The sequence below is a fragment of the Streptomyces viridochromogenes DSM 40736 genome (genome assembly GCF_000158955.1).
GTDB lineage: Bacteria > Actinomycetota > Actinomycetes > Streptomycetales > Streptomycetaceae > Streptomyces > Streptomyces venetus.
On the sequence record NZ_GG657757.1, the window covers coordinates 3,170,825 to 3,196,170 of the forward strand.

A 25,346-nucleotide genomic window follows, 5' to 3' on the forward strand; every position below is an offset into this window, starting at 1 on the left:
TTCACCGACGTGCACGCCGCCGCGGACCTCTTCCGCGTGATCTGACCGCACCGGGAGGGGGCGTCGGCACGCACCGGGCCGCCGCCCCGCTCCCCGTCACGCCGACTCGGTGAGCAACCGGCTCAGATGCTCCCGCCCCGGCCCCAGCAGTTCGGGCAGTTCCGCCGCCGACTCGTACCACCGCTTCTCGTACTCCCAGCACAGCCAGCCGTCCCAGCCGTGCCGGGAGAGGACCTCCACGCACTCGGCCAGGGGCAGGACGCCCGCGCCGAGCGGCAGCGGGGTGGTGTCCTCGGCGGAGGCGATGTCCTTGACCTGGACGTAGCCCAGGTGCGGAGAGAGCGCCGCGTAGGACTCCGAGGGCTGCTCGCCGCCCAGCCAGGTGTGCATCACGTCCCACAGCGCGCCGACCTGGCGGTGGCCGACGAGCCCGAGGACGCGCATCGCGTCGGCGGCGGTGCGGTGGGAGTCGTGGGTCTCCAGGAGGATGCGGACACCCAGGTCGTTCGCGTACTCGGCGGCGGTGCCGAGCCGCCGGGCGGCCGTCGCGTCGGCCTCCTCGGGGGTCTGGACGTCGAGGTCGCCGCCGGGGAAGACGCGGATGTACGGGGCGCCGAGGTCACGGGCCAGGTCGATGAGGGAACGGATCTCGGCCAGGACGGGTTCGTCGTCGCCCGGCGCGGCGACCCGCGCGTATCCCGCGAGGCCCAGGATCTCTACGCCCGAGCCCTTGAACTCGGCCGCGACGTCCGCCCGTTCGGCGGGGCCGAGGCCGGGGTGGACCGGTTCCTCCGGGTGAGCGCGCAGTTCCACGCCGTGGTAGCCGTGCGTGGTCGCGAGCCGCAGGACGTCGGGCAGGGGCAGGCCGGGGACACCGAGGGTGGAGAACGCCAGCTTCATATGGACGGACTCTACCCAGCGCTTCGCCGACGACTCCCCTTCGTCACTCGGGTGTTGCGTGAAGATCCAGTCGCCAGTCCTGGCCGTTCAGGTCCTGGCCGAAGGAGCGGTGCGGCTTCTCCGCGACCAGCTCGAAGCCGTGGCGCTGGTAGATACGGCGGGCGGCGGCCAGGATGTCGTTGGTCCACAGGACGATCTCCCGGTAGCCGACCTCGCGCGCGAAGTCGACGAGCGTCCCCACCAGGCGGTCTCCGATTCCCAGGCCGCGCGCGTCCGGCTCGACGAGCAGCAGCCGGAGCCGGGCGGCGCCCGGCGCGTCGTCCCGCACACACATGACGCACCCCACCCGCCGGCCGTCGAGCTCGGCGATCCAGGTCCGCTCCAGTCGCGGGTCGTGGCCCTCGGCGTAGTCGGCGACGATCCGGGCGACCAGGCCCTCGTAGTCGAGGCTGAAGCCGTACTCGGCGGCGTACAGCGCGGCGTTGCGCTCCACGATCCAGCCGAGGTCGCCGGGGACGGGCTCGCGCAGGATCACGTCCTCGGGGCGAGGGGCCCGGCCGTCGCCGAGGAGCGTCCGGACGGTCAGCAGCGCCTCCCCCAGCCGGGGCCGGTCCTCGGCCCGCACGGTGTCCAGCATCGCCCCGACCGTCTCCCGCGCACGTTCGTCGAGCAGCGCGGCGGCCTCCCGGCCGGGCGCGGTGAGCGTGATCCGGCGGCGGCGCGGATCCTTCTCGGACGGACCGCGCTCGACCAGTCCGTCCTCCTCGAACTTGTTCAGGATGCGGCTCAGGTATCCGGCGTCGAGGTGCAGCTGGGCCCGCAGGTCGGCGGCGTCGGTGCGCGGGGCGTGGGCGAGCTCGTAGAGCACGCGGGACTCGGTGAGGGTGTACGGGGCGTACATGTGGCGGCCGTAGTCGAGAGCGCCGATGACGTTCGTGTAGAAGCGGTTGAAGGAGCGGATGTCCTGGACGGTCATGGCCTCGACCCCCGATGTCTGACTCAGTCAGTGATTGTGGGTCGAGCCTAGCCGTCCAGGACATCCAGGACCAGATACTTGTGCGACGGCCGATGAGTTTTCGCGTGATCCGCAGTCAGAAGGATGCAGAACCCGCCGAGAACCGGACACGAGAACCGAGGAACCCCAGATGCGCACCCTGATCAGCACCGCATTCGTCTCGCTCGACGGCGTCGTGGAGGCCCCGGGCGGCGAGCCCGGCTACCGGAACGCCGGGTGGACCTTCAAGGACGTGGAGTTCCTCCCCGAGGCCTTCGAGATCAAGGGCCGGGAGCAGAAGGAAGCCACCGCGATGCTGCTGGGCCGGACCAGCTACGAGGCGTTCAGTCCGGTGTGGCCCGACATGGAGGACTTCGCCGACTACAAGGTGATGCCGAAGTACGTCGTCTCCACCACCCTCACCGAGGACGACCTGGTGTCGAACTGGGGCGAGACGACGATTCTGCGCTCGCTCGACGACGTCGCCGCACTGAAGGAGACCGAGGGCGGCCCGATCATCGTCCACGGCAGCGCCTCCCTGAACCAGGGGCTGTCAGACGCCGGCCTGATCGACCGCTACCACCTGCTCGTCTTCCCGCTCCTGCTCGGTGCGGGCAAGCGCCTCTTCAGCACCACGGACAAGGACACCCAGAAGCTGAGACTCGTCGAGCACGAGGCCTACGCCAACGGCCTGCAGAAGAACGTCTTCGACGTCGTCCACTGACGACGCCGCTCAGCCATAGTCCCGTCCGGCGCGCACGCCAAAGACGCCGCTCAGCCACAACTCAGCCCGTCCGGCGCTTGAGGACGAGGCCGTTCAGGCCGAAGCGGGGGCCTGGGGGCGGCAGCCCCCAGCACGGCCAGGGCGGCAACCCCCAGGACCTAGGAAACCCGCGGCACCCCGGAGGACCCCCGCACCATCAACTCCCCCCGCACCGAGGCGATACCCCCCGGAGGGGCCTCCTCCCGCCCCATGGCGATCCGCCCTGCCCGCGCCCCGGCCTCCGCCAACGGCAACCGCACCGTCGTGAGCGAAGGCACCGCGTCGATGCTGAACGGCAGATCGTCGAACCCGGCCACCGACACGTCCTCGGGAATCCGCAGCCCCGAGTCCCGCAGCGCCGCGCACGCCCCCAGCGCGACGGAGTCGTTCGCCGCGACGACCGCCGTGAGCGACGGGTCGCGCCGCAGCAGCTCCAGCGTCGCCTCGTAGCCGGACCGGCGGTCGTACCGCCCGTGCACCGTCCACCGAGGGTCCTCCTCGATGCCGTGCGCGGCCAGCGCGGCCCGGTGGCCCTCAAGACGGTGCCGCGTGGTCGTCCGCTCCTCCGGTCCCGCGATGTAGCCGAGCCGCCGGTGACCGAGCCCGATCAGGTGCTCGGTGAGTTCCTGCCCGCCCCCGCGGTTGTCGAAGGTCAGCGCGATCGCCCCGGTCTCCGGCGCCGGCGGGCGCCCGCACAGCACCACCCGCGTCCCGGCGTCCGTCAGCTTGCGCACCTTCGTGTCCATGGCCGCCTTGTGCGCCGCGTCCTCGATCGCCCCGCCGGTCAGCACCACGGCCGCCGCCCGCTGCCGCTGCAACAGGGTGAGGTACGTCAGCTCGCGCTCGGGGGACGCGCCGGTGTTGCAGACCACCGCGAGCCGCTCGCCGCCCGCGCGGCCGCCCGGTCCGCCGATCTCGGACTGGATCGCGCTCGCCATGATCCCGAAGAACGGGTCGGCGATGTCGTTCACCAGGATTCCGACCAGGTCGGAGGTGGCGGCGGCCAGGGCGCTCGCGGGCCCGTTGAGCACGTAGTCCAGCTCGTCCACGGCCTTCAGTACCCGCTCCCGGGTGGACGCGGCCACGGGGTAGTTCCCGTTCAGCACGCGCGACACCGTCGCGGGCGAGACCTGCGCGCGGGCCGCCACGTCCGCCAGGGTCACCGTCATCTCGTCGTCCTCCGGTCGCGCATCTCGTCGTCCGCCCTCGTACACATCCAGACCTGCGGCCTCGGTTCCTGTGGATCCGACGGACCCGAATGGTCCGTGGACCCGATGGATCCGATGGAGCCGATGGACCCAAGGCCCTCTTCCCTATGGCCCCATGGCCCTGGTACCGACAGACCCATGGCCCTGACCCGTTCGAGTCATGGCCATGGTTCCGAGCAGACCTTAAGCCCCCGACCCCCTGTTGTTCGCCCCCTCGAACAACTCGTCCTGGTCACGGTCTTGTCCGGACCATGGTTCAGAGGCTAGCTTCTCTCTGTATAGAAAGCGCTTGCTGCAACGCTCACCAGTGGGCGTACGCGGCGCGACGACCGCGTACGAAGGGAACGACGTGACACGCAAGACGGTGCGTATCGCCATGAACGGCGTGACCGGGCGCATGGGCTACCGCCAGCACCTGGTCCGCTCCATCCTCGCCCTCCGTGAGCAGGGCGGCCTCGACCTCGGCGACGGCACCGTGCTGTGGCCCGAGCCGATCCTGGTCGGCCGCCGTGAGCACGCGCTGAAGGCGCTGGCCGAGCAGCACGGGCTGGAGCACGTCTCGACCGACCTGGACGCCGTCCTCGCCGACGAGACCGTGGACATCTACTTCGACGCCCAGGTCACCTCCGCTCGTGAGGAGGCCCTGAAGAAGGCCATCGCCGCCGGCAAGCACATCTACACCGAGAAGCCCACCGCGACCGGCCTCGACGGCGCCCTGGGCCTCGCCCGGCTGGCGGACGAGGCCGGCATCAAGCACGGCGTCGTCCAGGACAAGCTGTTCCTGCCCGGCCTGCTGAAGCTGAAGCGCCTCATCGACGGCGGCTTCTTCGGCCGGATCCTGTCCGTGCGCGGCGAGTTCGGCTACTGGGTCTTCGAGGGCGACTGGCAGGACGCCCAGCGCCCGTCCTGGAACTACCGTGCCGAGGACGGCGGCGGCATCGTCGTCGACATGTTCCCGCACTGGGAGTACGTCCTGCACGAGCTGTTCGGCCGCGTGAAGTCGGTCCAGGCCATCGCCACCACCCACATCCCGCAGCGCTGGGACGAGAACGGCAAGCCCTACGACGCCACCGCCGACGACGCCGCGTACGGCGTCTTCGAGCTCGACGGCGGCGCCATCGCGCAGATCAACTCCTCCTGGGCCGTCCGCGTCAACCGCGACGAGCTGGTGGAGTTCCAGGTCGACGGCACGGAGGGCTCCGCGGTCGCGGGCCTGCGCAACTGCCGCGTCCAGCACCGCTCGGCCACCCCCAAGCCGGTCTGGAACCCGGACATCCCCGCCACGGAGGTCTTCCGCGACCAGTGGCAGGAGGTCCCGGACAACGCCGAGTTCGACAACGGCTTCAAGGCCCAGTGGGAGCTGTTCCTCAGGCACGTCTACGCCGACGCCCCCTACCACTGGGACCTGCTGGCCGGGGCCCGCGGCGTCCAGCTCGCCGAGCTGGGCCTCAAGTCCTCGGCCGAGGGCCGCCGTCTCGACGTCCCGGAGATCCAGCTGTGACCATCCGCCTCCCGGGGAGCGACGGGACGCTGCGGGCCTACGAGCCCCGCACCGCCCCGCTCGTGGTGACGCCCGGCACGCCCTTCACCTCCCGCACGGTCTTCTCGGCGGCGCACGTCGTCGCCGACCCGTACGCGGACGTCTCCCCCGACTCGCCCGCCGCGGTCGACTGGGACGCCACCCTCGCCTTCCGCCGCCACCTGTGGTCGCACGGGCTGGGTGTCGCCGAGGCGATGGACACCGCCCAGCGCGGGATGGGCCTGGACTGGGCGGGCGCGGCCGAGCTGATCCGCCGCAGCGCGGCCGAGGCCAAGGCGGTCGGCGGTCTGATCGCCTGCGGCGTGGGCACGGACCAGCTGTCCGCGACCGAGACCGGCCACCCGTACAGCCTGGCGGAGATCCGCGCCGCGTACGAGGAGCAGCTCGCCGTCGTCGAGGAGTCGGGCGCGCGGGCGATCCTGATGGCCTCGCGGGCCCTGGCGGCGGTCGCCAAGGGGCCGGAGGACTATCTGGAGGTCTACGGGCACCTGCTCCGCCAGGCGTCCGAGCCGGTCGTGCTGCACTGGCTGGGCCCGATGTTCGACCCCGCGCTGGAGGGCTACTGGGGCGCCACCGACCTCGACGCCGCCACGCGGACGTTCCTGGACGTCATCGCCGCGCATCCGGACAAGGTCGACGGCATCAAGGTCTCCCTGCTGGACGCGCGGCGCGAGATCGACATCCGCCGCCGGCTACCGCGGGGCGTCCGCTGCTACACGGGCGACGACTTCAACTACCCCGAGCTGATCGCGGGCGACGAACAGGGCTTCAGCCACGCCCTGCTGGGCATCTTCGACCCGCTGGGCCCGCTGGCGGCGCAGGCGGTGCGAGTGCTCGACACGGGTGACGTGAAGGGCTTCCGGGAGCTGCTGGACCCGACGGTCGAGCTGTCCCGGCACCTCTTCCAGACCCCCACCCGCTTCTACAAGACCGGCGTGGTCTTCCTGGCCTGGCTGGCCGGGCACCAGTCCCACTTCACGATGGTCGGCGGCCAGCAGTCGTCCCGCTCGCTGCCGCACCTCGCGAAGGCGTACGAACTCGCCGACGGACTCGGCCTGTTCCCGGACCCCAAGCTGGCGCAGGAGCGCATGAGGAGCCTGCTGAGCGTGTACGGAGTGGACCAGTGAACCCTGCGGAGCTGGAGCGCTTCTCCATCAACCAGATGACGGTGAAGCAGCTGTCGATGCCGGAACTGGTCGACGCCTGCGGTCAGTCGGGCATCCGCAACGTCGGCCTGTGGCGCGAGCCCGTCCAGTCGTACGGCCTGGAGGCCACGGCGAAGCTGGTGCGGGACGCGGGGCTCACCGTGACAACGTTGTGCCGGGGCGGCTTCTTCACGGCGATCGACCCGCGAGAGCGTGCCGGGGCACTGGCCGACAACCGGCGGGCGATCGACGAGGCGGCGACGCTGGGCACGGACACCCTGGTCCTGGTCTCGGGGGGTCTCCCGGCCGGCTCCAAGGACCTGCACGGCGCCCGGGAGCGCATCGCGGACGCCCTGGCGGAGCTCGGCCCCTACGCCGAGCGGCACGGCGTACGCCTGGCCATCGAGCCGCTGCACCCGATGTACGCCTCCGACCGCTGCGTGGTGTCGACCCTGGCCCAGGCCCTGGACCTGGCCGAACGCTTCCCGGCCCACCAGGTCGGCGTCACCGTCGACACGTACCACATCTGGTGGGACGACACCGCCCCCGCACAGATCGCCCGCGCGGGCGCGTCCGGGCGCATCCACACCTTCCAGCTCGCCGACTGGACGACCCCCCTCCCGGAGGGCGTACTGACCGGCCGCGGCCAGATCGGCGACGGCTCGATCGACATGCGGGAGTGGAAGGCGTACGTGGAGGCGGCCGGCTACACCGGTGCCATCGAGGTCGAGCTGTTCAACGACGGCTTGTGGGCACGGGACGGGCGGGAGGTGCTGGCGGAGACGGCGGCGAGGTTCGTCGAGCACGCCGCGTGATCCATCCCTGAGCCACGCTCGCTGCCCTGCCCCGTCTCCATGGGAGCGGGGCGGCGCCGGGTCAGGTCACCTCGCACGGGCCGGGTCGCCCGGGGAAGCCGTCGGCCGGGCCGTCGCGCACGACTGGGACGTCGCGCCGCCGGACGGCGGGAGGAACCGGGCGGCGAGCCATGGATCCGGCGCTCGCCGCCCGTGTCGCGGCCGGCCGGGGCGGAGAAGGCGCCGCGCGCTCCTCGTGCCGGTGCGGCGGCTGTACGCGCTGCGGCGGGCGGGGGCGGCTGACGTCCGGCCACCGCCGAAGCCGTCGGCTCACAGGCCCCGTCGGACCCTGGGGCATCCCCCGTACCGACTTGCGGAATTCCGCCGCGAGCCGGGAACCCGGGGCGGACCCCGGCCGTCCAAACGCAGGCCGCCGGAGAGTCACCTCGGTACGGTGTCGGCCCTCGCTGCTGGCTGCGATCGCTGACCACCCTCTCCGCCGTACCGCGGCCGGCGGCACCCGCCGCCATCGGCGCGCCCCCTCCTATCGCGCCGGTGGCGGCCCCTGGTGCGGTTAGTGTGCGTTCCCTTGAGCGTTCCCTTGACTGGCAGAAACTTCCCGGTTATTGGTGACCTTCTGGAAGTTTCCTTCAGCGGATCCGAGCGGATCACCTCCGGAAGGAGCGCACGTGCACGACACCGGCACGGGAAGCACGGGAAGCACCGCACAGCCCTCCAGACGTACCGTCCTCGCCGCCACGGCCGGCGTCACCACCGCCCTCGTGGCAGCCGGGCCCGCGTACGCCGCCGACGCCCCGGACGACAAGAGGCTGCGCGCCCTCGTCTCGCGTATGACGCTGGAGGAGAAGGTCGGCCAGCTCTTCGTGATGCGGGTCTACGGCCACTCCGCCACCAGCCCCGACCAGGCCGACATCGACGCCAACCTGAAGGAGATCGGGGTCCGTACGGCCGCCGAGCTCGTCGCGAAGTACCGGGTCGGCGGCATCATCTACTTCGCCTGGGCGCACAACACCCGCGAGCCGCACCAGATCGCCGAGCTGTCCGACGGCATCCAGAAGGCCTCCCTGGAGCTGCCGCGCGGGCTGCCCGTGCTCATCTCCACCGACCAGGAGCACGGGATCGTGGCGCGGGTGGGCAGGCCGGCGACGCTGTTCCCGGGGGCCATGGCCGTCGGCGCGGGCGGGTCGAGGTCCGACGCGCGCACCCTCGGCCGGATCGCGGGCGCCGAGTTGCGCGCGATGGGCATCCGGCAGGACTACTCCCCCGTGGCCGACGTGAACGTCAACCCGGCCAATCCGGTCATCGGCGTACGGTCCTTCGGTGCCGACCCGCGGGCCGTGGCCGCGCTGGTGGCCGCCGAGGTCGCCGGGTACCAGGGGTCCGGGGTCGCCGCGACCGCCAAGCACTTCCCCGGGCACGGGGACACCAACGTCGACAGCCACACCGGGTTCCCCACCATCACGCACAGCCGGGAGCTGTGGGAGAGGCTCGACGCCCCGCCGTTCCGGGCGGCGATCGCCGCGGGCATCGACTCGATCATGACCGCGCACCTGATGGTCCCGGCCCTCGACGACTCCGGCGACCCGGCCACCCTCTCCCGCCCCATCCTCACCGGCATCCTGCGCGAACGGCTCGGCTACGACGGTGTCGTGGTCACCGACTCGCTCGGTATGGAGGGCGTACGGACCAAGTACGGGGACGCACGGGTGCCGGTGCTGGCGCTCAAGGCGGGCGTGGACCAGCTCCTCAACCCGCCCGACCTGGACCTCGCCTGGAACGCGGTCCGCACGGCCGTACGGGACGGGGAGCTGACCGAGGCCCGGCTCGATGAATCGATCCTGCGGATCCTGCGGCTGAAGACCAGGCTCGGCTTGTTCCGCGCGCCGTACGTCGGTCAGGGCGGCGTCGACCGGACCGTCGGCACCCGCGCCCATCTGAAGGCGGCCGACCGGATCGCCGAACGGACCACCACCCTGCTCGTCAACGAGGGGCGGCTGCTGCCGCTGTCCCGGCGCCGGTATCCCAAGGTGCTGGTGGTCGGGGCGGATCCGGCCTCGCCGTCGGGGACCACCGGGCCGCCGACCGGTGTGCTCGCCGCCGCACTGACCGAACTGGGCTTCACCGCCACCGCCCTGTCCACCGGCACGGCACCCTCGGCGGCGACGATCGCCCGGGCGGTCGCGGCGGCACGGGACGCGGACGCGGTGGTGGCCGCCACGTACAACGTCACCGCGGGCAGCGGCCAGAAGACGCTGGTGGAGCAGCTCGTGGCGACCGGGCGGCCGGTGGTGGCGGTCGCCGTCCGCAATCCCTACGACGTGGCACAGCTGACCTCCGTCCCTGCCTGTCTGGCCACCTACTCCTGGACCGACGTCGAACTGGAGGCCGCCGCACGGGTGATCGCGGGGCGGGTGAAACCGCGCGGGAAGCTGCCGGTGCCGGTGCAGCGGGCGGATGATCCCGCGCAGGTGCTGTACCGGATCGGCCACGGGCTGTCGTACTAGACGTACGCCACGGACCGGGCGCACCACCCCCAACGTGCGCAAACCGTCCCATGTGCCTGCGTGCGCCCGCCGCCGCGGGCCACGCTGGGCCAGGGCACTCAGAGGGACGGCGATGCGCACGAGAAGTACGGCGGGGGTCATGTGGGGACTGCTGGCACTGCTCGGCGCGTTGCTGACCGGGTGCCAGAGTCCCTCGGCGGGCGTCGCGGAGGACGGCCGGCTGGGCGAGCCCGCACCGGGCACGACGACCGCCACCGTCTCACCGACGCCGACCCGGCCCTCCGGCTACGGGGCGGTGTTCCTCGCGGTCGGCGAATGCAGTTCGTTCGGCACGACGAGCTTCACCGAGGTGCCCTGCGCCGGTGAACGGGCCGCGGCCCGGGTCGTGGCCCGGCACGACGGCGCGGCGCGGGACGGGCCGCGCTGCCCGGCGACCACGGACTTCGTGCTGCACATCAGCGAGCAGCGGCCCGCGTCCGACGAGGACGGCGACGGGGCGGTGCCGCGGGGCTACGCCTGTATGCGCAACCTCCAGCCCCCGCACCCCGGGGACCCGGGCGGCGGAGGCGGCCCCCGTACCGTCGTCGGCGACTGCGTCTACGGTTCCGGCGACGGGCAGGTCCGTGAGACGGCGTGCGACGGGGAGGGCGAACACGAGCCGGAGTACGAGGTGACCCGGGCGGTGGACCGGCGTGCCGACTGCCCGGCCTCGACGGCCCTGTACGTCCGGCTCGGCGGTGACCGGCCCGTGGGGTGCGCCCGGCCGCTGTGAGCGACGGCCGGGCGCGGTACACGTTCGGTTCTACGGACGCAGCGTCATCTCCCGCTGGACGTCCCGCTTGTCCAGCTTGGCGTCGAACGTCGCGAGCGGCTTCGCCGCCTGCGGGTCGGACCGCACCGCGCTGGACGCGACGCCGGCCCAGTCGAGGATGCGGGCGGTGGCGAGGGCCTTCTGCTCGGGCACGAGGCCCGCGACGTTGGCCCCGTGGTTCATGCCGGGGGCGGTCATGACGTAGGAGTCCTTCGCGCCCTTGCCGACGCGGAACGGCTCGGCGCCCCACGGGTCGTTCTGGCCGTAGACGAAGAGCATCTGCCGGGCGTTGTGCCGGACCCAGGTGTCGACGTCCCGCATGGCCGACGGCTGGAACTTCATCGGGATGTCGCGCGGGACGAAGTTCCGGGGCGGCTGGTAGCCGTAGCGGACGTAACTCTTCTCGATGTGCGGGAAGTGGATGGTCGGCGCGCCGAGCTGCGTGCCGGCCTGGTAGTAGTACGGCGTGTAGGTCGTAAGGCCCTGGTCGGCGTAGGCGGAGAAGCCGGAGATCGTGTCGACGGAGTTCCAGATGTCGTCGTCGGTGGCGTTCTTCGCGTCGGCCGGGATCTGGTCGCAGTCCTTCAGCAGGCTGTACTGCCAGTAGCCCCACACGTAGTCGAGGACGGTCGCCTCGTAGGCCTTGTCCAGGCTGCCGATGGTCTTGAAGGTGAGGCCGTTCTCCTCGGCGTAGGCCGCGTACTTCTTCTCCAGCGGCTCGCGCCGCACCAGCGCCTCGCGCTGCACGGCGTTCAGCCGGTCGCGGCACTCCTTCGTGCCGACGCGGGCGAAGAAGCGGTCGTAGGCCGAGTCCTCCTTGTTCACCACGTCGTTGGGGGCGACGTAGGCGACGACGCCGTCCATGTCGCGCGGGTAGAAGCGCTCGTAGTAGGTGGCGGTCATGCCGCCCTTCGAACCGCCCGTGGAGATCCAGTTCTCGCCGTAGACGCTCTTCAGGGCCTTGAAGACGCGGTGCTGGTCGCTGGCGGCCTGCCAGATGTCCAGCTTGGTCCAGTCGGCAGGGGCGGGCCGGGACGGGGTGAAGAAGCGGTACTCCAGGGAGACCTGGTTGCCGTCCACGATCTGGGTCGGCTCGCTGCGGCGGGGCGTCGTGGAGACGTTGTAGCCGCTGGTGAAGAACACCGTCGGGCGGGAGACGTCCTTGTGCAGCACGGTGATGCGCTGCTGGAACGTGCCCTTGGCCGGATTGCGGTGGTCGACGGGCTGCGTGTAGTTCAGGACGAAGAAGCGGTAACCGGTGTACGGCTTCTCCTCGACCAGACTCATGCCCGGTATGGAGAGCAGTCTCTCCTTGATGTCAGTGGTGCTGTCGGTGCCGGTGGCCCCCGGCTCGGCGGCGGTGGCCGCTGTCGCCGTGCCCAGTGTGCCTATGAGCACCGTGAGCGCCAGCAGCCATCTGAGCGCCTTGCGCATGCGCACTCCCCTGTGAGACAGATGTGCGCCGGAAGCTAGCGGACCAACTCACCGGAGCACCAGGGGACATAGGGAAAACCCTGTGCGCGGGGACGGCTTCAGCAGAGGATCCAGCCGGAGCTGTACGACCCCCGGCCCACCGTGCCCTTCAGCCATACGCAGCGGCGCCCGGCGTGCACCGTCACCGGACCCGCCAGATAGGCGTACTTGCCCTGGTCGACGACCGGGCGGTTGCCGCGCGCCTGCACGCTCACCGACATCTTGCGCTTCACGCCGGGCTTCTTGGTCACGGTCACGGCGCAGACGTAGCCGCCGCGCTTGTAGACGAGCACGGTGCCGGTGGAGAACGGCAGGGTGCGGACCTTGCGGCCGGGGCAGGGCGCGGCGGTGGCGGCCTGCGCCTCGCCGGGTGCGGCGACCGCCAGCAAGCCGGAGGCGGTCAGCACGGCCAGGCCGAGCGCGAGCCGCCGGCGTATCGCTCCACTGTCCACTGTCGTCCTCCCGTACCGCGTCGTCCGCGTCCTTCGGCGTACTGCTGTACGGACGCACGGCGTATGTCGAACGGTTGCACGGCCGTCACGATCGCACCGCGCGCCCCGTCAGCGGGTGGCGCCGACCGGCTCCTCCGGCTCGGCGGTGCCGATGAACGTCCGCCACAGCTCGGCGTAGCGCCCGCCGCGCGCGAGCAGCTCGTCGTGCGTGCCGTCCTCGACGACCTTGCCGTGGTCCATCACGACGACCCGGTCGGCACGGGCGGCGGTGGTGAGGCGGTGGGCGACGACGAGGGTCGTACGGCGGCCCGCGAGGCGGTCGGTGGCCTGGTTGACCTGGGCCTCGGTGGCCAGGTCCAGCGCGGCCGTCGCCTCGTCGAGCAGCAGCACGTCCGGGTCGACCAGCTCGGCACGGGCCAGGGCGATCAGCTGCCGCTGCCCTGCGGAGAGGTTGCGGCCGCGCTCGGCGACCTCGTGGAGGTAGCCGCCCTCCAGCGTGGCGATCATCTCGTGGGCGCCGACCGCCCTTGCCGCCGCCTCGACCTGGGCGTCGGTGGCGTCCGGGCGGCCGTAGGCGATGGCGTCGCGGACGGTGCCCTGGAAGAGGTACGCCTCCTGCGGGACGACCCCCAGACGGTGCCGGTACGAGGTGAGGTCCAGGGCCCGCAGATCGGTGCCGTCGACCGTGACCCGGCCGGTGGTGGGGTCGTAGAAGCGGGCCACGAGCTTGACGAGGGTCGACTTGCCGGCGCCGGTCTCGCCGACGAACGCGACGGTCTGCCCGGCCGGGATGCGCAGGTCGACCCCGCCGAGCGCCTCTTCGTCGTCACCGTAGGCGAAGTGCACGTCCTCGAAGGCGATGTCCCCGCGCAGGGACGGCACGTCGAGGGGTTCCTCGGCGGACTTCGTCGACGTCGGCTCCCGCAGCAGCTCCTGGATGCGGCCCAGGGACACCGTCGCCTGCTGGTATCCGTCGAAGACCTGGGACAGCTGCTGCACGGGGGCGAAGAACAGGTCGATGTAGAGCAGGTACGCCACCAGCGAGCCGATCGCCAGCGTCCCGTCGTCGACCCGCGCGCCGCCCACGATCAGCACGGCCGCCGCGGCCACCGACGACAGGAACTGCACGAAGGGGAAGTACACGGAGATCAGCCACTGGCCCCGGATGCGGGCCTGCCGGTAGCTCTCGCTGCGCCCGGCGAACCGCCGCCCGCCGTCCCGCTCGCGCCGGAAGGCCTGCACGATCCGCAGCCCCGACACCGACTCCTGGAGGTCGGCGTTGACCACCGACACGCGTTCACGGGCCAGCTCGTACGCCTTCACGCTCGCCCGGCGGAAGAAGAACGTGGCGACGATCAGCGGCGGCAGCGTCGCGAAGACGACCAGCGCGAGCTGCACGTCGAGCACCAGCAGGGCGACCATGATGCCGAAGAAGGTGACGACCGAGACGAAGGCCGTGACCAGGCCCGTCTGGAGGAACGTCGACAGCGCGTCGACGTCGGTCGTCATCCGGGTCATGATCCGGCCGGTCAGCTCGCGCTCGTAGTAGTCGAGCCCGAGGCGCTGGAGCTGGGCGAAGATCTTCAGCCGCAGGGAGTAGAGCACCCGTTCGCCGGTGCGTCCGGTCATCCGGGTCTCGCCGATCTGGGCCGCCCACTGCACGACCACCGTCAGCAGCGCGAGCAGGGACGCCGCCCACACGGCGCCGAGCGCGATCTTCGTCACGCCGGAGTCGATGCCGTGCCGGATCATGATCGGCAGCAGCAGGCCCATGCCGGCGTCGACGGCGACCAGGAGGAGGCTGACCAGCAGCGGCAGCCCGAAGCCGCTCAGCAGCCGGCGCAGGCCGTAGGACTCCTCCGGCTGGACGGCGCGCCTCTCGTCCACGTCGGGCACGTCGGTGGCCGGGGGCAGCGCCTCGACCTGGGCGAGCAGCTCGGGGGTGGCGGGGCTCTCGGCGAGGGCCAGGTCCTTGCGCTCGCGGTCGCCGGTCCACAGCCGCGGGGTGACCCCGCGCTCGGCGTCGAACTCGGCGTCCAGCTCCTCCCGTACGGAAACGTCCTCCTGGGGGCAGGCCGGCTGGATGTGGCCCGGGGAGACCGCGCCCAGCTCGTCGGGGTCGGTGAGCAGCCGCCGGTACAGGGCGGAACGCCGCTGGAGCTCGTCGTGGGTGCCGATGTCGGCGAGCCGGCCGCCGTCCAGCACGGCGATGCGGTCGGCGAGGTTCAGGGTGGAGCGGCGGTGGGCGATCAGCAGAGTGGTGCGGCCCCGCATGACGCCCTTCAGGGCCTCGTGGATCTCGTGCTCGACCCGGGCGTCCACGGCGGAGGTGGCGTCGTCCAGGACCAGCAGACGCGGGTCGGTGAGGATCGCGCGGGCGAGGGCGACACGCTGGCGCTGGCCGCCGGAGAGGGTGAGTCCGTGCTCGCCGACGGTGGTGTCGTAGCCGTCGGGCAGCGCTGTGATGAAACGGTCCGCCTGGGCGGCGCGGGCGGCCTTCTCGATCTCCTCCTGGGTGGCGTCCGGCCGGCCGTAGGCGATGTTGTTGCGGACCGTGTCGGAGAAGAGGAAGGAGTCCTCCGGGACCAGGCCGATCGCCGCCCGCAGCGACTCCAGGGACAGTTCCCGCACGTCGTGGCCGCCGACGAGCACGGCACCCCGGGTGACGTCGTAGAAGCGCGGCAGGAGCAGGGAGACCGTGGACTTGCCGGAGCCGGAGGAGCCGACGACGGCGAGGGTCTCGCCGGGGCGGATCTCGAAGGAGAGCCCGTCGAGGACCGGGCTGGTCTTGCCGTGGGCACCGTCGTAGCCGAAGGCGACGTCGTCGAACTCGACGGTCGCGGGAGCGTCGGCGGGGAGCTCCTTGTGGCCGTCCTGGAGCGAGGGCTCGGTGTCGATCAGCTCCAGGACACGCTCGGTGCCCGCGCGGGCCTGCTGGCCGACGGTGAGGACCACGGCCAGCATGCGGACCGGGCCGACGAGCTGCGCGAGGTAGGTCGAGAACGCCACGAACGTGCCGAGCGTGATGTGCCCGCGCACCGCCAGCCAGCCGCCGAGCGCCAGCATCGCGACCTGGCCGAGGGCGGGGACGGCCTGGAGGGCCGGGGTGTAGACCGAGTTCAGCCGGATGGTGCGCAGCCGTCCCGCGAAGAGCCTGCGGCTGACGTCCCGGAGCTTCCCGGTCTCCTGCTCCTCCTGCCCGAAGCCCTTCACCACACGGACACCGCTGACGGAGCCGTCGACCACCCCGGCGACGGCGGCGGCCTGGGCCTGGGCGTACCAGGTCGAGGGGTGCAGCCGGGTGCGGCTGCGCTTCGCGATCCAGGCCAGGGCGGGGGCGACGGCCACGGCGACGAGGGTGAGCGGCCATGACAGCGACGCCATGATCACCAGGGAGATCAGGAAGAGCAGGACGTTCCCGATGGTCATCGGGAGCATGAAGAGCAGGCCCTGGATCAGCTGGAGGTCGCTGGTGGCCCGGCCGACGACCTGGCCGGTGGACAGCTCGTCCTGGCGGCGGCCGTCGAGGCGGGTGATCGTGCCGTACATCTCCGTCCGCAGGTCGTGCTGGACGTCGAGGGCGAGGCGTCCGCCGTAGTAGCGGCGGACGTAGGTGAGGACGTAGACGACCAGGGCGGCGGCGATGAGCAGGCCGGCCCAGGTGGTCATGTCCCTGGTGTGGTCACTGATGACGTCGTCGATGATCACCTTGGTGATCAAGGGGACGAGGGCCATGACGGCCATGCCGGCGAGGGAGGAGCCGAGGGCGAGGACGACGTCCTTGGGGTGACGCCATGCGTATCCCCACAGTCGGCCCGCCCATCCCCGTTTTGAACCCACGCCGGTGCCCTCCGATCGTCCTTCTCCTGCCGAAAGGCACCAACACGGTGGCAACCGGATTTCATCCCGCCGTAACAATTTCTGTTCGTCGTCGGGTGCGGCAGTGAGGGGGCTGACCGCGCAGTTCCCCGCGCCCCTGGAGAAGGGCGTTGCCCTTACCCGCAAGTAGCCGCGCGGGGAAGCGTCAGCTCGCGGCCAGGTCCCTGTGGATGACCTTGGCCACGGCCTGGATGGTGGCGATGCCGTAGTTCATGGTGCTGTTGCCGTGGGTGAGCACGGTCATCACGTAGTCGTGGCCACCGCCCTTGAACGCGCCGACGCTGTGCACGCGCCAGCCGTTCGTGGAGCGTTGCAGCCAGCCGTTCTTGACGGCCACGGTCACGCCGGAGGGCACTCCGTACGGCGTGCCCCAGCGCTGGGACGAGACGACCTGGCCCATCAGCTTGAGGACGTAGGCGCGGGCGTTGTCGCTCAGGACGGCGTTCTTGGCGGTGAGGATCTTCAGCAGCTTCTGCTCGTCGGTGACGGTGATCTGGGTCAGGCCCCAGTAGCCGTTGGCGCCGGGCTTGGTCTGGGTCATGCCGGCGGCGGCGAGGAAGCCCTTGATCTTCGTCATGCCGAGCTGCTTCCACAGGGTGGAGGTCGCGGCGTTGTCCGACTTGGTGATCATGGCCTTGGCGAGGGTGGTCTCGCGGTCGGTGAGATACCGGTTCGACTTCTTCGCGTCCCACAGCAGTGCGGCGAGGACGGTGACCTTGACGACACTGGCCGAGTCGTAGGCGGAACTCGCGCGCAGGGTGCAGGTCGTGTTGGTGCTGCGGTCGTGGAGGCCGACGGCGACGGTGCCCTTGCGGGTGGCGAGGGCGGCGGTGATGTCCTTCTGCAGCTTGGTGGCGAGGCCGGCCTTGGCCGACGTGCAGGTCACGGCCGGCGGCGCGGCGGCGGCGGGCGTGGCGGAGGCGACGAGCGGCACGAGTACGCCCGTGCCCACGGCCACCGCCAGCACTCTCGCGCGGCGGGATATCCCAGGATTCATGCACCCCTTGACTCACGGACGAGGGGCAAAGGTTGTAGGCGTTGACGAAGGCTTGTGCGAGTCGTTACCGGGCGCTGTGCGGTTTCACAGGCGCGGGCCAGCTTCGGCACAGCGGCCACCCAACAGGGCTGTCCACCATGCTCGGGTGACATCTGCCACCGAACCCCAGCTCCGCACCGCCGAGCCCCCTCCGGTTACGCCCCGGGCCGACGCCGTTCCGCGCTGGTCGCTGCCCGCGCTGCTCGCGATCCTCGCCCTGGCCGCGGTGCTCTACTCCTGGAACCTCTCCGGCTCCAGCCTCAACAGCTTCTACAGCGCGGCCGTGCTGAGCGGCACGCAGAGCTGGAAGGCGTGGTTCTTCGGCTCGTTGGACGCCGGGAACTTCCTCACCGTCGACAAGCCGCCGCTCGCGCTGATGGTCATGGGCCTGTCGTGCCGCCTGTTCGGGTACGGCACCTGGCAGATGATGGCGCCGATGGTCGTGGCGGCACTGGCCACGATCTGGATCCTGCACGCCTGCGTGAAGCGGGTGTTCGGGCACGCGGCGGCGGCCGTCGCCGCCCTCGTCCTGGCCCTCACCCCGATCACGGTCGCCATCAACCGGGACAACAACCCCGACACGCTGCTGGTGTTCCTGATGGTGGCGGGCGCGGCCCTCGCCCTGCGGGCGGCGCGCGACGGGCGGCTGCTGCCACTGCTCGGCTCGGCGGCCTGCTTCGGGCTCGCCTTCAACACCAAGATGCTCCAGGGGTACATCGCGCTGCCGGCGGTTGTCGCGGTGTACCTGTACGCCGCGAAACCGGCGTTCGTGAAGCGGGTCGTCAACCTGCTCCTCGCGGGTGTGGTGCTGGTCGTGTCCAGCTTCTGGTGGGCGGCCGCCGTGTCGCTGGTCCCGGCCTCCTCGCGGCCGTACATCGGCGGTTCGACGGACGGCACCGCCTGGAACCTGATCACGGGCTACAACGGCCTCGGCCGGATCCTCGGCGGCGAGGGCAACGGCGGAGGCGGGGGCGGCGGAGGCGGCGGTTTCTCCGGCACCGCCGGTCTGGGCCGGATGTTCAACGACATCCTCGGCGGCCAGATCTCCTGGCTGATCCCCTTCGCTGGTGTCGCGCTCGTCGGTGGCCTGGTCCGGTGCGGCCGCGCCCCGCGAACCGACCTGACCCGGGCCGCGCTCGTGCTGTGGGGCGGCTGGACGGTCCTGCACTACCTGACGTTCGCGCTGGCCGAGGGCACGATGCACCCGTACTACACGACCGCGCTCGCCCCGGGCGTCGCGGCGCTGTGCGGAGGCGGCGGGGTCCTGCTGCTGCGCGCCTTCCGGGCGGACCGGCGGTGGGTGTGGGTGCTGCCCCTCGGGCTGGGCGTCACGGCCGTGTGGGCCGCGGTGCTGCTGCGGCGGGCCTCCGGCTGGAACACCTGGCTGTGGCCTTCGATCCTGGTCGTCATGGCGCTGGCCCTCGTGGGGCTGTTCGTCTTCCGGTCCGGTGTCTCGGGGCTGCGGCTGCGGTTGCTCGCGGTGTCCGTCGCGGCGGCTGTGGTCGCGGCGGTGGCGGGACCGGCCGCGTACGCCTGGTCGGTGCCGTCCGGGTCGGGCGGTGGCGGTGGCATGGGCGGTACGAACCCGACCGCCGGGCCGACCACGGGCAGCGGCTTCGGCGGGCCCGGGGGCCGGGACGGAGGCGGCCGGGGGTTCCCGGGCGGTGGCTCGGGCGGTCCCGGCGGGGCTCAGCAGGGCGGGAACGCCCAGGCCGGCGCGGGCTTCCCGGGGGGCGGGACGCCACCCGGCGGCCAGAGCGGACAGGGCGGGCAGGACGGGCAGAGCGGGCAGGTGCCCGGCGGTGCGCCCCCGAACGGCACGAGCGGTGGCCGGTCGGGCGAAGCGAGCTCGCAGCCCGGCCGTACGGGTGGCGGCATGGGCGGCGGCCTGGGCGGTGGCCCCGGCGGCGTGGGCGGCGCGAGCAGTGAACTGATCGCCTACCTCAAGAAACACCAGGACGGCGCCGAGTGGCTCCTGGCCGTGTCCAGTTCGCAGAGCGCCGCCCAGCTCATCGTGAGCAGCGGGGAGCCCGTCATCTCGATGTGGGGCTGGTCCGGCAGCGACAAGGCGATGACCCTCGCCAAGCTCAAGGAACTCGTGAAGAAGGGCGAACTGCACTACATCCAGGTCGGCGGTGGCGGCATGGGCGGCGGCCCCGGCGGCGGCAGCACCGTCAGCTCCGAGGTCACGGCGTGGGTGCAGAAGCACGGCACGGCGGTGAAGGAGAGCGACTACGGCAAGAGCACCAGCTCCAGCTCCTCGTCGCAGTCGAACCAGTCGAACCAGTCGAACCAGTCGACGATCTACCGCCTGGACCCGTCCGACATCAGCTGATCCCCCACCACCGCACACGCCGGAACGGCCCCTGACCACCCCTCGGTCGGGGGCCGTTTCCGTGCGCGGTGTTCTGCGAGAACTCTTGACGCCTTCTTTCCCGTCGGGATACTTGCGGTCGGCAGCGCACCAACTACCGCTTCAGCAAAGGCAGTTGGGTCCGTCTGTCCGGGATCCCGAACATCGTGCGAAGTTTCGCCCCCCACACGTCACGACCACCCCCCCCCCACAGGAGAACCCACCATGAGTCCACGCAAGGCAGTCATAGCCACCCTGACGGCCGCGCTCCTGATCGGCCCCGGCGTCGCCCAGGCCGCCACCCCCCAGGGCATGGCCACCCCCCAGGCCACGGCCGCCCCCGCCCCGGCCCGCGACCACGCCACGGCGGCCACCATCTCCTGGTCCCTCGTCCGCGCGAGCAACCCGACCGAGGACCAGCGCACGGCCTACGACCTCATCACCAGGGCCATGAACGCGGCGGTGGCCCGCTACAACAACCTCAGCGACCTGGGCAAGACCATCACCGTCCGATACGAGCCAGGTGTGCCCACCGCCGACGGCAACATCAACGGCACCATCCGCTTCGGCAGCAACCGCGGCTACATGAACGAGCGGACGGCCCTGCACGAGATCGCCCACACCATCGGCGTGGGCACCAGCGCGGGCTGGTCCCGGCTCGGCGGCAGCGGCACCTGGACCGGCGCGCAGGCCACCGCGCTCGTCAAACAGTACGACGGCTCCGGGGCGAAGATCTCCACCGGCGGCGGCCACTTCTGGCCCTACGGCCTGAACTACGACAACGAGTGGTCGACCACGGCGGCCGACCGCCACGTCCACATCGTCGCCGCGATGGTCCGCGACGGCCTCTAGCCGTGTCCGGAACCGGCGCCCTCAGGTCTGTCGCTGCGGGCGCCGGGTACCCGGATCACGTACGAGCTGCTGTGTGGTCGAAGAAACGGGAGGTCGGGGCAGTGGCGGTGAAGGCGATGGGGTGGGCGCACTCGTTCCCCATGTCCGAGAGTGTCCGGGCCGGGCGGCAGTGGACACGCAAGCGTCTCGAGACCCTGCCCTGGGCCGAGACCGAGCCGGACACGGTGGACGCCGTCGTGCTGGCCGTGTCCGAGCTGATCACCAATGCCCACGTCCACGCGCACAGCGACGCGCACCTGGTCCTCACGTGGGACGGTGACTGCCTCCATGTGAGCGTCCACGACGAGGACCCGACGCTGCCGCGCGGACGTGAAGCGGAACCGGGGGACGTCGGCGGCCGTGGCGTGGCCATCGTGCAGAAACTCGCCGACGAGTGGGGGATGCGGTGCCAGCGGCACGGCAAGACGGTGACGGCGTGTTTCCGCCCCGCCGATGCCGGTGAATGAAAATGCCGGTGAATGAAGAAGGTGCCGGTGAATGAAGAAGATGCCGGTGAATGAATGAGTGTCAGTCGGTCCCGGGATGCTTGCCGGGCCCGTCGGCGCCGGGGGACAGCGGAGTGGGTGACAGTGTGGTGTCCTCCTCACCGGGCTCCAGGAGAGTGTCGGCGGCGCCGACGATGAGGGGGTCGGGGACGCCGACCGCCTCGGGGTCCTTGCTGGCGTAGTCGATGCGGGACAGCAGACTGCGCATGGTCTCCAGCCGGGCGCGCCGCTTGTCGTTGCTCTTGACGACCGTCCAGGGGGCGTGTGCGGTGTCCGTGGCGCGGAACATGTCGACCTTCGCCTCGGTGTAGTCGTCCCAGAGGTCCAGCGAGGCCAGGTCCGTGGGTGAGAGCTTCCACTGGCGCACCGGGTCGACCTGCCGGATCGCGAAGCGCGTGCGCTGCTCGGAGCGGGACACGGAGAACCAGAACTTCACCAGCAGGATGCCGTCGTCGACCAGCATCCTCTCGAAGGTCGGGCACTGGTCCAGGAACAGCTCGTACTCGTCCTTGGAGCAGAATCCCATCACGCGCTCCACGCCGGCCCGGTTGTACCAGGAGCGGTCGAACAGGACGATCTCCCCGGCCGTCGGCAGGTGCGCGATGTACCGCTGGAAGTACCACTGGCCCGCCTCGCGTTCGGTGGGCTTGTCCAGGGCGACCACGCGTGCGCCACGCGGGTTGAGCCGCTCGGTCAGCCGCTGGATCGTGCCGCCCTTGCCCGCCGCGTCCCGTCCCTCGCACACGACGACCACGCGGGCCCCGGTGTCCTTGACCCACCGCTGGAGCTTGAGCAGCTCGATCTGCAGGACGCGCTTGGCCCGCTCGTACTCCTTGCGGCCCACCTTGTGGTCGTACGGATGGTTCTCCCGCCAGGTCCGGATGGGCCGCCCGTCCCCGTCCAGCACGATCGGGCGCTCCCGCCGGCTGGCGTCCACGGTCAGCCCGTCCAGCAGTCTGTCGGCGTCTTCGGCGTTCATCTCCAGGCTCCCGGTCGTTCTGCCCGCACCGTCGCTCAGAAGGGCATGCGGCCGCGGGTGCGGCGACCTGCCGAACCGCTGCGGCTCACCGCGCGGGAACTGGTGTGGAAGGGCTTGCTGAAGAGCCGGCCCAGTATTCCGGGCGCCTTGCCCCCGGCCCGCGCCCCGGCACCGAGCGTACGTTGCGTGCCGCGTTCGGGGTGGCGGGACAGGCGGGGGACGAGGAAGGCCAGGACGGCCAGGACCACACACACGGCGATGACCGCGACGACTACCATGATCGGCTCCCTTCGCTGGTGGACTGAAGCACAGGTGCCCAGTCCTGCCGCGCCCATGTGAGGCGCGAGGAACCCGGCCCGGCCGGCTCGGCCGGACCGGCCGCCGCTCAGCCCAGGTGCGTCGGCGCGAACATCCGCAGCACGGCGGGGAGCAGGACCACGGAGGGCCCGGGTGTCTCCAGCGCCTTCGCGAGGTCCCGCTCCAGCGTCTCCGGGGTCGTCCGGACCCCGGGGACGCCGAAGGACTCCGCCAGTGCCACGTAGTCCGGCCGGGTCAGTTCCGTCGCGGTCGCCTCGCCGAACGCGTCGTTCATGTACTCGCGCAGGATGCCGTAGCCGCCGTCGTCGACGATCAGCCAGGTGACGTTCAGGTCGTACTGGCGGGCAGTCGCCAGCTCGGCGATCGAGTACAGGGCGCCGCCGTCCCCGGAGACGGCGAGGACCGGCCGGGTCGGATCGGCCGCCGCGGCGCCGAGGGCCGCCGGGAAGGCGTAGCCGAGGCCGCCCGCGCCCTGCGCGGAGTGCATGTGGTTGGGGCCCTTGGCGTCGAAGGCCGACCAGGCCCAGTAGGCGAGGATCGTCATGTCCCAGAAGGACGGGGAGTCGGCGGGCAGCGCCCCGCGCACGGACGCCAGGACGTCCTGCTCCAGGGTGAGTTCCTGGGCGGCGATGCGCTCGGTGACCTTGGCGAGCACCTCCAGGACGCGCTCCGGAGCCGCCGGGTCCTGTCGTTCGGACACCGTCTCCAGCAGCGCCTGCAACGCGAGCCGGGCGTCGGCGTGGATGCCCAGCGCCGGGTGGTTGGACTCCAGTTTGCCGAGGTCCGCCTCGATCTGGACGACCCGGCCGCGCGGCTTGAACGTGTGGTAGTTCGAGGAGAGTTCACCGAGTCCCGAGCCGACCACCAGGAGGACGTCCGCGTCCTCCAGGAAGTCCGTGGTGTGCCGGTCCTCGATCCAGGACTGGAGCGACAGCGGGTGCTTCCAGGGGAAGGCGCCCTTGCCGCCGGGGGTCGTGACGACCGGGGCCGCGAGCAGCTCCGCCAGCTGCCTCAGCTTGCCCGAGGCGTCCGCCCGTACCACTCCGCCGCCCGCGATGATCGCCGGGCGTTCGGCATGAGACAGCAAGTGGGCGGCCAGGGCGGTCAGTTCGGGGCGCGGCGGCAGCTCCTCGGGGAAGGCGTCGCCGCCGGTCACGACCGGGATCGCCGTCGGCGCGAGCAGCACGTCCTGCGGGATCTCGACCCACACCGGGCCGTGCGGGGCGGTCAGTGCCGACTTCCAGGCCGCCTCGATCGCGGAGGGGATCTGCGACTGGGTGCGGACGGTGTGGACCGACTTCACCACGCCCCGGAACGAGGCCGCCTGGTCGGGCAGTTCGTGGAGGTAGCCGTGCCGGCCGCCGCCGAGCCCCGCCGTCGGGATCTGGCTGCTGATCGCCAGCACGGGCGCGGAGGCGGCCGCCGCCTCCTGGAGAGCGGCCAGGGAGGTCAGGGCGCCCGGCCCGGTCGACAGCAGCAGGGGCGCGGCCTCGCCGGTGATCCGGCCGTAGGCGTCCGCCGCGAACCCGGCGTTGTTCTCCACCCGCAGGCCGACGTACCTCAGGGCCGAGCGGCGCAGGGCGTCGAACATGCCGAGCGCGTGCTGGCCGGGCAGACCGAAGACGGTCGTGGCGCCCAGCCCGGCCAGCGTCTCCACGACCAGGTCCCCGCCGCTCCGGCCGGGTGGAGGGTTGAGGGCGGCCTCCGTCTGGGCGGGCGTCGGGCGGAGTACCAGGTCGTGGTCGTGAGTCACTTCGCTTCCGAGTCCTTCCGGGCCGCGGCGATCTGGCGCGACATGATCGTGGTCAGTTCGTACGCGGTGTGGGAGGCCGCCACCGACGTGATCTCCGCGTGGTCGTACGCGGGGGCCACCTCGACGACGTCGGCCGACACCAGGTTGCAGGATGCCAGGCCGCGCAGGATCTCCAGCAGCTCGCGCGAGGTCATGCCACCGGCCTCGGGCGTGCCGGTGCCGGGCGCGTGGGCCGGGTCGAGGCAGTCGATGTCGATGGAGATGTACAGCGGGCGGTCGCCGATGCGCTGGCGGAGCTGGTCGGCGACCTCGTCGGCGCCGCGCCGGTAGACGTCGGCCGAGGTGACGATGCCGAAGCCCATCTTCTCGTCGTCGGTGAGGTCCTGCTTGCCGTAGAGCGGGCCGCGGGTGCCGACGTGGGACAGGGCGGAGGTGTCGAGGATGCCCTCCTCCACCGCGCGGCGGAACGGGGTGCCGTGCGTGTACTCGGCGCCGAAGTAGGTGTCCCAGGTGTCGAGGTGGGCGTCGAAGTGGAGCAGGGCCACCGGGCCGTGCTTCTTCGCCACCGACCGCAGCAGGGGCAGCGCGATGGTGTGGTCGCCGCCGAGGGTCATCAGCCGGGCGCCGGTGCCGAGCAGGTCGTCCGCGGCGGCCTCGACGGTCTCGACGGCCTCGTTGATGTTGAACGGGTTGACGGCGATGTCGCCGCCGTCCGCGACCTGGGCGAGGGCGAACGGGGAGGCGTCCTGCGCCGGGTTGTACGGGCGCAGCAGCCGGGACGCCTCGCGGATCGCGTTGCCGCCGAAGCGGGCGCCCGGCCGGTACGAGACACCCGAGTCGAACGGCACGCCGACCACGGCGACATCGGCCCGTCCGCCGACCTCGTCGAGCCGGGGAAGCCGGGCGAAGGTCGCGGGTCCGGCGTACCGAGGGACGCGGGAGGAGTCGACGGGCCCGCGGGGAGTCTCGTTGCTGCTCATGAAGAAATGCCTTCTTTCCTACGCTTCATCGCGTATGTACTGCTTG

At 71.6% G+C, this 25,346-nt stretch carries 20 protein-coding genes; 9 read left to right on the forward strand and 11 right to left on the reverse strand.

Annotated elements, in window-relative coordinates:
• Positions 1–96 precede the first annotated feature (96 nt).
• Positions 97–900 (reverse strand): sugar phosphate isomerase/epimerase family protein, encoded by an 804-nt coding sequence (locus SSQG_RS13860; protein ID WP_003990398.1) that lies wholly within the window; start codon positions 898–900, stop codon positions 97–99.
• A 43-nt stretch (positions 901–943) separates the two neighbouring features.
• Entirely contained in the window at positions 944–1,876 is a 933-nt protein-coding gene (locus SSQG_RS13865) for a bifunctional helix-turn-helix transcriptional regulator/GNAT family N-acetyltransferase (protein WP_003990399.1), read from the reverse strand.
• Between the two features lie 169 nt (positions 1,877–2,045).
• On the opposite strand from SSQG_RS13865, the gene SSQG_RS13870 reads away from it, so the two are divergent.
• Positions 2,046–2,618, forward strand: a complete 573-nt coding sequence (locus SSQG_RS13870) for a dihydrofolate reductase family protein (protein ID WP_003990400.1) — start codon at positions 2,046–2,048, stop codon at positions 2,616–2,618.
• Between the two features lie 158 nt (positions 2,619–2,776).
• Here SSQG_RS13870 and SSQG_RS13875 read toward each other — a convergent pair whose 3' ends face one another.
• Positions 2,777–3,826 carry a LacI family DNA-binding transcriptional regulator gene (locus SSQG_RS13875; RefSeq protein ID WP_003990401.1) on the reverse strand — a complete coding sequence of 350 codons (1,050 nt, stop codon included), beginning with the start codon at positions 3,824–3,826 and terminating at the stop codon, positions 2,777–2,779.
• A gap of 388 nt (positions 3,827–4,214) precedes the next feature.
• Between SSQG_RS13875 and SSQG_RS13880 the strand changes: the two genes are divergently transcribed.
• From SSQG_RS13880 to SSQG_RS13900, 5 genes are all read left to right on the forward strand, one after another.
• Positions 4,215–5,366, forward strand: coding sequence for a Gfo/Idh/MocA family protein (locus SSQG_RS13880; protein ID WP_003990402.1), 1,152 nt, complete (start codon positions 4,215–4,217; stop codon positions 5,364–5,366).
• Positions 5,363–6,532, forward strand: a complete 1,170-nt coding sequence (locus tag SSQG_RS13885; protein ID WP_003990403.1) for a dihydrodipicolinate synthase family protein — start codon at positions 5,363–5,365, stop codon at positions 6,530–6,532. Before SSQG_RS13880 ends, SSQG_RS13885 begins: the two co-directional genes overlap by 4 nt.
• A gap of 35 nt (positions 6,533–6,567) precedes the next feature.
• Positions 6,568–7,365, forward strand: coding sequence for a sugar phosphate isomerase/epimerase family protein (locus SSQG_RS13890; protein WP_086025159.1), 798 nt, complete (start codon positions 6,568–6,570; stop codon positions 7,363–7,365).
• Between the two features lie 668 nt (positions 7,366–8,033).
• The gene (locus SSQG_RS13895) at positions 8,034–9,869 is read left to right on the forward strand and encodes a glycoside hydrolase family 3 protein (protein ID WP_003990405.1); all 1,836 of its coding nucleotides are present in this window, start codon (positions 8,034–8,036) and stop codon (positions 9,867–9,869) included.
• A 112-nt stretch (positions 9,870–9,981) separates the two neighbouring features.
• A complete protein-coding gene (locus tag SSQG_RS13900; RefSeq protein ID WP_052310277.1) occupies positions 9,982–10,641 on the forward strand; it encodes a hypothetical protein in 660 nt (219 codons plus the stop codon).
• Positions 10,642–10,671: 30 nt separating this feature from the next.
• Here SSQG_RS13900 and SSQG_RS13905 read toward each other — a convergent pair whose 3' ends face one another.
• The 4 genes from SSQG_RS13905 to SSQG_RS13920 form a co-directional block, all read right to left on the reverse strand.
• Positions 10,672–12,114: a S28 family serine protease gene (locus SSQG_RS13905; protein WP_003990407.1), complete on the reverse strand. Its 1,443-nt coding sequence runs from the start codon at positions 12,112–12,114 to the stop codon at positions 10,672–10,674.
• A 98-nt stretch (positions 12,115–12,212) separates the two neighbouring features.
• Positions 12,213–12,605, reverse strand: a complete 393-nt coding sequence (locus tag SSQG_RS13910; RefSeq protein ID WP_003990408.1) for a hypothetical protein — start codon at positions 12,603–12,605, stop codon at positions 12,213–12,215.
• A 108-nt stretch (positions 12,606–12,713) separates the two neighbouring features.
• A complete protein-coding gene (locus SSQG_RS13915) occupies positions 12,714–16,445 on the reverse strand; it encodes an ABC transporter ATP-binding protein (RefSeq protein ID WP_003990409.1) in 3,732 nt (1,243 codons plus the stop codon).
• A 184-nt stretch (positions 16,446–16,629) separates the two neighbouring features.
• Entirely contained in the window at positions 16,630–17,481 is an 852-nt protein-coding gene (locus SSQG_RS13920) for a serine hydrolase (protein WP_003990410.1), read from the reverse strand.
• A gap of 145 nt (positions 17,482–17,626) precedes the next feature.
• On the opposite strand from SSQG_RS13920, the gene SSQG_RS13925 reads away from it, so the two are divergent.
• From SSQG_RS13925 to SSQG_RS13935, 3 genes are all read left to right on the forward strand, one after another.
• Positions 17,627–19,855: a glycosyltransferase family 39 protein gene (locus SSQG_RS13925; RefSeq protein ID WP_003990411.1), complete on the forward strand. Its 2,229-nt coding sequence runs from the start codon at positions 17,627–17,629 to the stop codon at positions 19,853–19,855.
• Between the two features lie 243 nt (positions 19,856–20,098).
• Positions 20,099–20,725 carry a hypothetical protein gene (locus SSQG_RS13930; protein ID WP_039932658.1) on the forward strand — a complete coding sequence of 209 codons (627 nt, stop codon included), beginning with the start codon at positions 20,099–20,101 and terminating at the stop codon, positions 20,723–20,725.
• Positions 20,726–20,826: 101 nt separating this feature from the next.
• The gene (locus SSQG_RS13935; RefSeq protein ID WP_039932660.1) at positions 20,827–21,231 is read left to right on the forward strand and encodes an ATP-binding protein; all 405 of its coding nucleotides are present in this window, start codon (positions 20,827–20,829) and stop codon (positions 21,229–21,231) included.
• A 61-nt stretch (positions 21,232–21,292) separates the two neighbouring features.
• Here the strand turns inward: SSQG_RS13935 and ppk2 are convergent, their stop codons facing one another.
• The 4 genes from ppk2 to speB all read right to left on the reverse strand — a co-directional run bounded on the left by ppk2 (position 21,293) and on the right by speB (position 25,300).
• Positions 21,293–22,249: a polyphosphate kinase 2 gene (gene ppk2 / locus SSQG_RS13940; protein ID WP_052310278.1), complete on the reverse strand. Its 957-nt coding sequence runs from the start codon at positions 22,247–22,249 to the stop codon at positions 21,293–21,295.
• Positions 22,250–22,284: 35 nt separating this feature from the next.
• Positions 22,285–22,527, reverse strand: coding sequence for a DUF6411 family protein (locus SSQG_RS13945; protein ID WP_003990415.1), 243 nt, complete (start codon positions 22,525–22,527; stop codon positions 22,285–22,287).
• A gap of 107 nt (positions 22,528–22,634) precedes the next feature.
• Positions 22,635–24,320, reverse strand: a complete 1,686-nt coding sequence (locus SSQG_RS13950) for a thiamine pyrophosphate-binding protein (RefSeq protein WP_003990416.1) — start codon at positions 24,318–24,320, stop codon at positions 22,635–22,637.
• On the reverse strand, positions 24,317–25,300 hold the full coding sequence (gene speB, locus SSQG_RS13955; RefSeq protein WP_003990417.1) for an agmatinase: 984 nt from the start codon (positions 25,298–25,300) through the stop codon (positions 24,317–24,319). Before speB ends, SSQG_RS13950 begins: the two co-directional genes overlap by 4 nt.
• Between the last annotated feature and the right edge of the window lie 46 nt (positions 25,301–25,346).